Below are 12,035 nucleotides of genomic sequence, written 5' to 3' on the forward strand. Positions count from 1 at the left end.
CCATCACCTCTCTATTTAAATTCAATCCATTCTATCTCTGATAAATGTCACACACTTCTCTGCAATCAGTTCTTTGTCATTGTCCAGTGTTGCGACATGATAACTGTTTTCCAGCACCACAAATTCCCGGTCCTCAGATGAAACGGATTCATAAATTTCACGTGAGTTTTCAGGGGGCACAACATGATCTTCAGCAGAAGACAAAATCATGGCAGACGCCGTTATCCCGGGAAGTCTTTGTTTCACTAACTCACTTAATTGAATCAATTCTTTCATCGACTTGACCGGTGTCTGCTTATAAGCCAACTCTTCTGCACCTTTCTGTTTGATATCCGATCCGATGCCCGGCACAAACCTATTCCCACTATCTTTAAGAGATTCGTAGTTTTCAATTAAGTCAGGCATGTGCGTTGCAGCATTAATCGGCATAATGCCTTTTATCTCCGGATGGTTTTCTGCCAGATAGAGTGTCAACGTACCCCCCATCGACAATCCGGCTACAAAAATCTCTTCACATGTCGCCTGCAGCTTGTCCAATCCGCTTTCCGCCGTTTCAATCCAATCGTGGTATGTACATTGCTCCATGTCTTCAGGATCAGTTCCATGACCGGGTAACCGTGGTCCTAGTACAGTGAACCCTTCTTGTGCAAATTGTTTACCAAGATAATGCATGCTCTGAGTTGTGCCGGTAAAACCATGAATCACAAGGACGCCCGTTCTGTTTCCGGGATAATAAAACTCTTCCGCTTCTTCCATAACGGGATAAGTATTTGCCATCATCTAACCCTCCATTATTAGTGTTAAGCGGACATATTCAAATAGGGAATTTGCTGTCCACTAATTCGGGATAAAACTATTTTATCATACTTTTGAACAAGTTGTTCGAAAATTCCAATCGAAACATCCTTATGTTAAAAAATTCTCGGCCATGCTATAAAGCATTAACATCCCGGTTATTCCGACATAATATTACCCGGGCAATACATTTTTTTACAAAAAATAAAAAATGTTGTCTTTTACCACTTGAAATTCAGCACAAAAATGCTATAATGATTTTTGGATTCAACGAACGGGGCATTAGCTCAGTTGGGAGAGCGCATCGCTGGCAGTGATGAGGTCATCGGTTCGAGCCCGATATGCTCCATATATTTATCTCCCGGATATGAAACAGATCGGCAGAAGCTGATCTGTTTTGCTTTCTATAGAAGCGTAATTGCCTTATAAGCTAATCATCTGAATCAGGTTTATACGTTTGAGGATTTTCCTGCGACATTCCCACATTTCCATATATTTTAATACCGTTATAATCAATATGCTGTGCCAGCTTTACCAGAGAACAAATCCTATTCAGCAGGTTGGTGTCATAGCTTTATATCTGATATTATAGTCCATTTTCCAGACAACATACTACACACCAAAACCTGCACACGCATGTGCAGGTTTTGGTGTCATATCATATCTACGCCGATTGATGAAGTTTTTTTGCAAGCTGCTGAATCATCGGCAATGTGCTGATATCCATATTGCCGCCACTGACAATCGTTCCACAGTGACGTGAATCTATGTCACGCGAAAACAATGCAGCCAGAGCAGCAGCACCGGCACCTTCTAGCAACGTTTTATTGCGTTCAAGCATATAAACGATTGCAGATGCAATCTCTTCATCGGTGACAGTTACCATATCATCAACATACTGGTTGATGACTTCAAGTGTTCGTTCGCCAGGTTGTTTAACGGCAATTCCATCTGCAATCGTTGATACACGATCAAGACGCTTCAACCGATTATGATAGTAGCTTTGATACATGGCAGACGCACCAGCTGATTGAACACCGATCACCTTGATATGCGGATTCACGTGCTTGGCAGCAGTAGCAATGCCACTAATCAGACCACCGCCCCCAACAGGTACCAGAATCGTATCAATTCTATCTTCCTGCTGCAACATTTCCATTGCGATCGTGCCCTGACCGGCCATAATATCATAGTCATCAAACGGGTGGATGTACTCCGCCCCTGTCTGCATTTGCCGTTTCATCGAGGCATCATACGCTTCTTGAAACGATTCACCAGTCAGAACAACCTCTGCTCCATAAGCACGTGTAGCATTAACCTTGGCCATCGGCGTTTTTTCCGGCATAAAAATGGTCGCCCGGGCATTCAATTTCGCAGCAGCATTTGCTACGCCTTGCGCATGGTTGCCGGCAGATGCGGCAATCACGCCTTTTTGCAGCTGTTCATCTGAGAGCTGCATCAGTTTAAAACTGGCACCTCTGAACTTGAATGATCCCGTTTTCTGCTGATTTTCCATTTTAAAATAAACACGCTTATCAACTAGCGCATCTGTCGTCGCTGATTTCATTATAGGTGTCCGGTGAGCGACCGTTGCCAAGCGATTTCTGGCTTCAGCAACGAGGTCACCAGTTAAGCAATTCCCAATTTCTTCACGCTCCTTCGTTATAATAACTATTGATTTATATGGTTTCTTATGCTTGCTTCAAATTTTCAAACGTCGTGATTTTATCTTCGTGCTGCAATGTGATGGCAATGTCATCTAATCCGTGAAGCAGGTTTTCTTTGTGATATGCCGGGATATCAAAATGGACTTGCTGCTTTTCGTCGTAAATGACCTGCTCTTCCAAATTTACATTTAATACTAATTCCTTTGCTTCTGCCTGTTTTATCCATTGATGGACTTGTTCTTCATCCATTTGAATTGGCAAAATACCATTTTTTAATGCATTATTGTAAAATATATCCGCAAAACTCGGCGCAATAATGACACGAAAACCATAGTCCAGAAGCGACCATGGAGCATGCTCTCTCGAAGAACCGCAGCCGAAATTTTCACCCGCCAGGAGAATCGACCCCTCCTTATATTCCGGCTGATTCAGTACAAAATCGCTGCGTTGATTCCCGTCGTCATCAAATCGCCAGTTGTAAAAAAGAAACTGACCAAACCCGGTCCGTTCAATCCGTTTCAAAAACTGCTTTGGGATAATCTGATCCGTATCGACATTCGCCCGGTCTAACGGAACAGCCAAACCTTCATGGACTCGAATCGCTTCCATACTCAACACCTCCTGAGGATAAAGAAAACGTCATTGAAGTGGAATGGTAATCGCTTTTTAGGCCGGATAAACATTTGCGGCAAACTGGCGGACATCAACGAAATGACCTTTAATAGCCGCCGCTGCCGCCATTTCCGGACTGACCAGGTGTGTGCGGGCACCATTACCCTGCCTGCCTTCAAAATTCCGGTTGGACGTCGAAGCACAGCGACCGCCAGGAGGCACCACATCATCATTCATTGCCAGACACATGCTACACCCGGCTTCCCGCCATTCGAAACCGGCCGCTTTAAAAATGTCATCAAGCCCTTCTTTTTCAGCTTGAAGTTTTGTTCCAAACGATCCGGGAACTACAATAGCTCTGACATTGCCATTAACCTGATGCCCTTCGACAATTTTAGCCGCTTTGCGCAAATCTGTAATACGTGAGTTCGTGCAAGAGCCGATGAACACATGATCAATGTTAATTGACTCAATTGATTGATTTTCTTCAAGTCCCATATATTCAAGAGCGCGCGCTATATCATCATGGTTCTCGGATGTGTCCACTTGTGGAGTGCTTCCGCTGACCGGCACGCACATGCCGGGATTGGTCCCCCATGATACTTGTGGTTCAATTTCCTCTGCTTTAATAATAACCGTCTCATCATACCGGGCACCTTCGTCCGTTGCCAGTGCCAACCATTCATCGGCTTTTTCATCGAACGCATCACCTTGTGGCACATTCGGTTTATCCCGTAAAAATTCTATTGTAGTCTCATCCGGACTGATCAATCCTGCACGTGCACCGGCTTCGATTGACATGTTGCAGACAGTCATCCGTCCTTCCATCGATAAATTCCGGATTGCTTCACCCGTATATTCCATCACATAGCCCGATCCGAAGCGTACACCGAATTTGGAGATGATAGCCAGAATCAAATCCTTGGCTGTCACACCTGTTCCAAGCTCGCCTTCCACATGAACATTCAATGTTTTCGGCGGTTTTTGCCATAGTGTCTGTGTGGCCAGAACGTGTTCCACTTCACTCGTTCCAATCCCAAATGCCAGCGCACCAAAAGCCCCATGCGTCGACGTATGACTATCACCGCACACGATCGTTTTCCCCGGCTGTGTCAACCCTAGCTGCGGGCCGATCACGTGAACAATACCCTGGTCGGGGTGAAACATATCAGCCAGTGTAATACCAAAGTCTTGACAGTTCTTCCTCAACGTTTCCATTTGCTTTTTGGAAATTTGATCTTCAATGACATCCCGATTTTTCGTCGGCACATTATGATCCATGGTGGCAAACGTCAAATCCGGACGCCTGACCTTGCGATTATTCAAGCGAAGTCCTTCAAACGCCTGAGGTGACGTCACTTCATGCACCAGATGCAAATCAATATACATTAAATCCGGTTTATCCGGCTCTTTATGAACCATATGGTTTTTCCAAATTTTTTCGACAATCGTTTCCGGTTTTTCCATACTGTCACCTCCATTTTACTTGAATATCTTCTATCAGACATACATGCTACAGATACTGTCAGAAACAGCTTTAACCGTCAGATTATCCAAAACAGCCTCAGTCATTTGTCCTGTACTGACAAGTTGGCCATTCGTAATATTCAAATCGGCTGTATGGAATCCTTGCTCCAGACATTCGCGTACCGCTCGTTCAACAGCGGCAGCTTCTTCCTCCATCTGGAATGAGTGACGCAGCATCAATGCCACTGATAGGATAGTGCCTAACGGGTTGGCAATTCCCTGCCCGGCAATATCGGGTGCTGAGCCATGTACCGGTTCATACAAGCCAACCCCATCAGAACGGACACTCGCAGAAGGCAACATGCCCAGTGATCCTGTCAAAACTGACGCCTCGTCGCTTAAAATATCACCGAACATATTCTCCGTGACCATGACATCAAATTGACTTGGCTGAGTGATCAGTTTCATGGCTGCCGCATCGACCAGTTCATGTTCAACTGCAACTTCGGGATATTCCTCACTCTTTTCATTGACGATGTCACGCCACATCCGACTTGATTCCAAAACATTGGCTTTGTCGACGGATGTCAGATGATTATGCCGCAAGCGGGCACTCTGGAATGCTTTATCAATAATCCGCTCCATTTCACTCCGGCGATAATAAAGGGTATCAACAACCGCCTCGCCGTTATCCTGCCGTTCACTTGGCCTGCCAAAGTAAAGCCCGCCGGTCAGCTCCCGGATAATCAAAATATCACTGCCATCAATGATATGCTCTTTCAGTGGGGAAGCATGCAGCAATGATGGAAATCCTTTAATAGGGCGCAAGTTAGCAAATAGCCCAAGTTCTTTGCGGATCCCCAGCAAGCCTTTTTCCGGTCGCATATCAGCAGGCAATGCGTCCCATTTTTCACCGCCGACAGCTCCGAGTAAAATGGCATCAGCCTTCTGGCACGCTTGAACAGTTATATCCGGCAACGGGCTGCCATATTGATCGATGGCCGCACCACCGATTTCCTGCTGCTGAATTGTAAAACTATGGCCGAACTCGCTGGCGACTGCTCCCAAAATTTGTTTGGCTGAATCCGTAATCTCTTTTCCAATCCCATCTCCCGGAAGCAAAACAATGTGTTTATCCACTTACACTTCCCCTCCTTTATTTTGATGACTCTATCCGGAATTGATTAAAAACAACCGACTCTATTTATTCACGACAGGTTCTTCCTTCATCGAATTTTGATGGATGATATAGCGGTTGACGGCATTCAGAAATGCATTGGCTGAGGCTTGCAGAACATCCTGCGCTGTGCCTCTTCCGTTCATCGTATCGCCATTGACAATCAATTGAACATGTGACTCAGCAAGTGCATCCTTGCCGCGGCCAACAGAATTCAACTGATAATCGGTCAGTTGCAGTTCTTCCTTAATCAATGCATCGATTGTGTTGTATAACGCTTCGACACTCCCCTGTCCCGTCTGGGCTGTTTGAACAGTCTTTCCATCCGGTGCTGTCAGGGAAACGGTCGCTGTCGGGATATTAGACGTCCCATACTGCACCTGGAACATTTCCAACTGATACTTATTGATTGCTGAGGTATCAGTTTGAATTTCCATCAGAATGGTATACAAATCATCGTCGGTGACCTCTCGTTTACGATCGGTCAGCTGCTTGAACATGTTGAATGCTTCTGTCAGTTTCTCTTCAGACAGTTGAACCCCAAGCTCATTGACTCTGTCTTTGAATGCATGGCGTCCGGAATGCTTTCCCAAAAACAGTGTGTCAGCTTTAACCCCGACCATTTCAGGCGTCATGATTTCATACGTTTCTTTGTTCTTTAAGACACCATCCTGGTGAATGCCTGCTTCATGCTGAAAGGCATTGCGCCCAACAATCGCCTTGTTTGCCTGTACGTACATGCCGGACAGTTTGGCAATCAGATCACTCGTGCGCTTTGTTTCATCAAGTTTAAGTCCGGTGGCATAAGGATAATAGTCAGCGCGTACGCGCAATGCAACAGCCACTTCTTCGAGAGAAGCGTTTCCGGCCCGCTCCCCGATGCCGTTAATGGTTCCTTCCACTTGTGTGACGCCATTTTCAACCGCTGCAATTGAGTTGGCAACAGCCAGGCCCAAATCGTTATGGCAATGGCATGACAGTTCTACTTTATCAATATTCGGAACATTTTCCCTGATATAGCGGAACATAGCACCATATTCTGATGGTGTCGTGTAACCGACTGTGTCCGGAAGGTTAATGACAGTTGCGCCGGCATCAATCACTTTTTCGATTATTTGAGCCAAAAAGGTCAAATCCGATCTGGATGCGTCTTCTGCTGACCATTCCACTTGCGGAAACTTCTCCCGTGCATAGCTGACCATGCTGACGGCGTTTTCCATCACCTGCTCCGGTGACTTTTTCAGTTTATAAGTCATGTGAATCGGTGAGGTTGCAACAAACAAGTGAAGACGCGGCTCCTCGGCATACTTAAGAGCTTCCCATGCTGTGTCGATATCTGATTTGACTGTCCGGGCCAGCCCTGTGACCGATGTGTTTTTAATCATTTTGGCAATTTCTTTCACGGCTTCAAAATCACCTTTGGAGGAAGCAGGAAAGCCTGCCTCCATCCGGTCAACCCCCATTTTTTCCAACTGCTTGGCGATTTCCAGTTTTTCCGGTTTATTCAGATTGACACCGGGTGATTGCTCACCATCCCGCAATGTCGTATCAAATATTTTAATTTGTGGCATGAGCTTTCACATCCTTTTGTTTTTCTTTTTGTTTAGCTTGCAGCGGCTGCTTGACAAAAGGCATTAACTCGCGGAGCTCCCTTCCGACATGTTCGATCTGGTGATTATTTTCGCGTGCATTAATCGCATTGAATTGCGGCCGGTTTGCCTGATTTTCAAGAATCCACTCTTTAGCGAATGCGCCTGATTGCACATCATTCAAAATTTCCTGCATCCGCTCTTTTGTTTCATCGTTGATGACGCGTTTGCCGGAAACGAAATCACCCCACTGGGCTGTATCCGAAATCGAATAGCGTACATTTTCGATGCCGCCTTCATACATCAAATCAACGATCAGTTTCATTTCATGCAAACATTCAAAGTAAGCAACTTCCGGCTGATATCCGGCATTTGTCAATGTCTCGAATCCGGCTTTCACAAGACTGGTCAGTCCGCCGCATAATACGGCCTGCTCACCGAATAAGTCGGTTTCCGTTTCTTCTTGGAAGCTCGTTTCCAAAACACCGGCACGTGCTGAACCGATGCCTTGGGAATAGGCAAGAGCCACTTCTTTAGCATTACCGGTAACATCCTGATAAACCGCGTATAAGGACGGAACACCGCCGCCTTCTTCGTATGTGCGGCGCACCAGATGTCCAGGCCCTTTTGGCGCAACCATGAAAACATCGACATCGCTCGGCGGGACAACCTGGGAAAAGTGAACGTTAAAGCCGTGTGCGAACGCAATCGCATTGCCTGCTTCCAGGTTCGGTTTAATGCTTTCTTCATAAACCGTTGGCTGATGCTCATCCGGAAGTAATACCATAACAACTTCTGACTGCTTGACGGCTTCATCAACCGGCAAAACATTAAATCCGTCGTCTTCCGCTTTTTGCTGGGATTTGCCTGGTCTCAGACCGACGACAACATCATAGCCGCTTTCCCGCAAATTGAGTGCGTGGGCATGGCCTTGTGAGCCATAACCGACTACCGCTATTTTTTTCGCCTGCAATACCTCTTTCTGAATATCCTTTTCGTAAAGTACTTTTGACATCTTCATCGTCCTCCCTAATTGTTTGTTTTAAACTAAGTGTGAATTGATCTCGGTAACTTCCTGTGGCTGATAACCTCTCAGAAATGCTGTCATTCCCGTTCGTGCCATCTCCTTGATACCGTATGGCCGTAACAAGGCAATCAGTGCTTCGATTTTATCCGGCTTGCCCGTCACTTGAATGGTCAGGCTATCCCTGCTGACATCAATGACAGATGCCCGGAACGGATTGATAACTCCCTGGATTTCGGCTCGCTGCTGGCCGCTTCCGCCAACTTTAATCAACGCAAGTTCACGTGCCACAATCGCATTATCCGTTATGTCTTTCACTTTCAAAATATCGATTTGTTTGTTCAGTTGTTTCGTCAGCTGCTCAAGTTTCTGGTCATCGCTGATTTCGACAACAAATGTCATTTTCGAAACGCCTGCTCGCTCTGATTTGCCGACTGTAATGCTTTCAATATTGAACTGCCGTTTTTGCAGCATGCCGGTAATTCGGTTGAGAACCCCGCTTTGATTCTGAACATCCGCTGTGATAATCCGTCTCATCGTGTCACCCCAATCATTTCATTTATTCCTTTTCCAGGTGCGATCATAGGGTAAACACATTCTTCCTGAACAACATGACAATCAATAACAACAGGACCATCATAGTTAAAGGCTTCAGTCAGAACACCCGGCAATTCCGATTCGTTTTCAGCCTTCATGCCCCGGATGCCATAACATTCCGCCAATTTAACAAAGTCCGGGTTTTCCGGGAAAATGGATTCGGAATAACGCTTATCGAAAAACTTTTCCTGCCACTGCCGTACCATACCGAGTGACTGGTTATTCACGACCACAACTTTGACCGGCAGTTGCCTTTCTTTGATGACTGACAGTTCCTGCGCTGTCATCTGAAAACCGCCATCACCAACGACTGCTACAACCAATTCATCGGGTGCGCCAAGCTGGGCACCAACTGCTGCAGGGAATCCGAATCCCATGGTTCCGAGACCTCCTGATGTGACCCACTTGTTTGGCTTGGTAAATGGATAATACTGTGCGGCCCACATCTGGTGCTGCCCGACGTCTGTTGTGACAATCGCCTCACCATCCGATACCTCGTAAATCTGCTCGGTCAGCCATTGCGGTGAAATATGAGCTTCCGACCGATCGTACCAGTAAGGATAATCTGTCTGATTTTGACGAAGTACATCAAGCCACTCATCATGCTTACTGGCGGTTAATTCCGCTTTTAACAGTGCCTCTAAAGCTTCTTTCGCGTCTGCAACAACCGGGATTTCCGTTTCAACGTTTTTGCCAATTTCCGCCGGATCAATGTCCACGTGCGCCACTTTCGCATTTGGGGCGAAGTGCTTCAGATTTCCTGTCAGGCGATCGTCAAATCGTGCTCCAATGTTGATAAGCAGATCACATTCATAAATCCCTTGATTGGCTGCATAGCCACCATGCATGCCGCCCATTCCCAGCGACAATTCATGAGTGCCCGGGAAGCCCCCCAGCCCAAGCAGTGTGTTGACAACAGGGAGTTTGTGTTTTTCCGCAAAGGACTTCAGTTCATCTGAAGCTTCCGCACTTACAACGCCTGCACCTGCCAAAATCAGTGGCTTTTTGGCCCGGCTGATTGCTTCGGACAGTTTAACGATCTGCAGCGGATTCGGCTTTTTGTTCGGCTGGTAGCCCGGCAGATAGCAGTTATTGCCAGGTTCAACGCTGATATCTGATACCCCGGATGAAATATCTTTGGGAATATCAACTACAACCGGTCCCGGCCGTCCTGTCGAAGCTATATGAAATGCCTCTTTGACAACCCGCGGGAGTTCCTTTAAGTCCCGGATCTGATAGTTGTATTTCGTGACAGGTGTTGTAATCCCCATCACATCGGATTCCTGAAAGGCATCAGTTCCAATGACATTGCTGGCAACCTGGCCGGTAAACACAACCATCGGCAAAGAGTCCATCATAGCATCGGTGATCCCGGTAATCAGGTTGGTTGCCCCGGGTCCGGATGTTGCCAGGACCACACCGGGTTTCCCGGTAACCCGTGCATAGCCCTCTGCTGCGTGAACTCCGCCTTGCTCATGACGGGTCAGCACATGCTTGAACGGCTCATCACTGCGGTAGAGAGCATCATAAATCGGCAGTACCGCTCCGCCCGGATAACCGAATACAGTGTCAACACCGACCGCTGTCAATGTCTGAATCAATAAATCGGCTCCGGTCACCTTTTTTTCTACTTGTTTCATTTCCTGCTCAGCTTTAACATTCACTGCTGCTCGCCTCCTTTAGTTTGTGTTTTTTAAAAACTTGGATTTCCCCCTGTTCCAAGGGGTTGCCAAAGTTTTGCTTAATAAATTAAAAAAGACCCTTTTCTTCCCACACAAAACTGTATTGTTACAGATTTATTGGGGAGAAAAGAGTCGATCATCTTTCCACGGTACCACCCATTTTCATAGCATCTTCACAAATGCTATCTTGCCAGCTGATTACGGATCAGCTGATTTGATAACAGGTACATGAGCCTGCACCTGGCCAAGTCTAATGGGTTTCCCTTTCAACAAGGCACTCAGAGAAGATGTCGGAACAATATGCACTTTCGGGCTTCCAGCACCCCCGAATCTCTGTGAATGCATGCGCCATGTTCCTTTTTTCCCGTCATCGCGTTTCGTTTATAAATGATATTGAATAATTTTTCATGAATTTGAAAAGTTAAAATTGATATTGCCGATAATCATATACCGATTTTTCGAATTGGTCAACAGCTTTTGCAAAACTTTTTTGACGCTTTTGATAAGTTCGAATAATTGTATACGCTTACAACGACGGCGTGTCAGAGAAGATGTTGAAATATTTCAATTTTGTTACAAGATAAATTTGGGCTATTAAAACAGCGATATTCATCTTACTTAGGGTTCCTAAGTAAGATGATCAACCGTGGTTTGAACTCCGAAGTTGGATTATCCGGACACAACGGATTCTCGTTCCGCTAAATGGACACAAATCAATCTATTCAGTATTGTAATGAATCCTCATTCCGCTATTCGGGTGAAAACAGGGCAAAACTAGGGCGAAAAAAGGAAATAACGGAATGAGAATCCGCTAACGTATTGAAAAAGCCTTAATTGACGCAAATAGCGGAATCAGGATCCGCCGAAGTTGGATTATCCGGACATAACGGATCCTGATTCCGCTAAATGGACACAAATCAATCTATTCAGTATTGAACTGAATCCTCCCTATAGCGGAATGAAGATCTTAATTGAACTGCCCGCCACTTAGCTGACGCTTGAAACGGGTATTCCTTCCCTGCAGGTCGTTTCCCTTTTCTGTTTTCCCACAATATATGTTTCGCATAGGTTTTCCCGTTTTTAAGGCGGGTCAGCCAACATCGCCGCCACCTTTGGTTCACATATTGTTGCGGGCTGTGCTTGCAGGCCTTCAAATTCCTCTTCGCAGAGGACATCCTGTTAATCCCCGCCTCTTTAGGGCGAGGACCTTACTCGACTACGACACTTAGAAGAGAAAGCCGGATATAGCAATATCTAAACAAAGCATCGATATAACTAAAAATTATAGACTTTCTGATATTAATCGAGTAGGAGACTAATCATTAGTTGATTAGTCGTCCTCTCACACCACCGTACGTACGGTTCCGTATACGGCGGTTCAATAGTTTGAGTACGCACGCCTATATAGTTGATTCAGGTCTTTTA

General features: G+C 45.9%; 9 protein-coding genes and 1 tRNA gene. 1 reads left to right on the forward strand and 9 read right to left on the reverse strand.

Annotated features, from left to right (window positions below; genetic code table 11):
* Window positions 1-21: 21 nt before the first annotated feature.
* Complete coding sequence (locus IEW67_RS03990) at window positions 22-780, reverse strand: alpha/beta hydrolase (protein WP_308430704.1); 759 nt, start codon at window positions 778-780, stop codon at window positions 22-24.
* Window positions 781-1,071: 291 nt separating this feature from the next.
* Between IEW67_RS03990 and IEW67_RS03995 the strand changes: the two genes are divergently transcribed.
* A tRNA-Ala gene (locus IEW67_RS03995) sits at window positions 1,072-1,144 on the forward strand.
* 315 nt (window positions 1,145-1,459) lie between these two features.
* On the opposite strand, the gene ilvA is transcribed toward IEW67_RS03995, so the two are convergent.
* The 8 genes from ilvA to ilvB are packed head-to-tail and all read right to left on the reverse strand — an operon-like array spanning window position 1,460 to window position 10,592.
* Window positions 1,460-2,464, reverse strand: a complete 1,005-nt coding sequence (gene ilvA / locus IEW67_RS04000) for a threonine ammonia-lyase (RefSeq protein ID WP_188631780.1) — start codon at window positions 2,462-2,464, stop codon at window positions 1,460-1,462.
* Window positions 2,465-2,486: 22 nt separating this feature from the next.
* Window positions 2,487-3,071: a 3-isopropylmalate dehydratase small subunit gene (gene leuD / locus IEW67_RS04005; protein ID WP_188631762.1), complete on the reverse strand. Its 585-nt coding sequence runs from the start codon at window positions 3,069-3,071 to the stop codon at window positions 2,487-2,489.
* Window positions 3,072-3,128: 57 nt separating this feature from the next.
* The gene (leuC, locus tag IEW67_RS04010; protein WP_188631763.1) at window positions 3,129-4,541 is read right to left on the reverse strand and encodes a 3-isopropylmalate dehydratase large subunit; all 1,413 of its coding nucleotides are present in this window, start codon (window positions 4,539-4,541) and stop codon (window positions 3,129-3,131) included.
* Window positions 4,542-4,574: 33 nt separating this feature from the next.
* Window positions 4,575-5,681 (reverse strand): 3-isopropylmalate dehydrogenase, encoded by a 1,107-nt coding sequence (gene leuB / locus IEW67_RS04015; protein ID WP_188631764.1) that lies wholly within the window; start codon window positions 5,679-5,681, stop codon window positions 4,575-4,577.
* Window positions 5,682-5,741: 60 nt separating this feature from the next.
* A complete protein-coding gene (locus IEW67_RS04020) occupies window positions 5,742-7,289 on the reverse strand; it encodes a 2-isopropylmalate synthase (RefSeq protein ID WP_188631765.1) in 1,548 nt (515 codons plus the stop codon).
* Complete coding sequence (ilvC, locus tag IEW67_RS04025; RefSeq protein ID WP_188631766.1) at window positions 7,276-8,322, reverse strand: ketol-acid reductoisomerase; 1,047 nt, start codon at window positions 8,320-8,322, stop codon at window positions 7,276-7,278. Before ilvC ends, IEW67_RS04020 begins: the two co-directional genes overlap by 14 nt.
* A gap of 27 nt (window positions 8,323-8,349) precedes the next feature.
* Window positions 8,350-8,868 carry an acetolactate synthase small subunit gene (gene ilvN / locus IEW67_RS04030; protein WP_188631767.1) on the reverse strand — a complete coding sequence of 173 codons (519 nt, stop codon included), beginning with the start codon at window positions 8,866-8,868 and terminating at the stop codon, window positions 8,350-8,352.
* A complete protein-coding gene (gene ilvB / locus IEW67_RS04035) occupies window positions 8,865-10,592 on the reverse strand; it encodes a biosynthetic-type acetolactate synthase large subunit (protein ID WP_373288481.1) in 1,728 nt (575 codons plus the stop codon). Before ilvB ends, ilvN begins: the two co-directional genes overlap by 4 nt.
* Window positions 10,593-12,035 lie beyond the last annotated feature (1,443 nt).

The organism is Lentibacillus kapialis (assembly GCF_014646635.1).
GTDB lineage: Bacteria > Bacillota > Bacilli > Bacillales > Amphibacillaceae > Lentibacillus > Lentibacillus kapialis.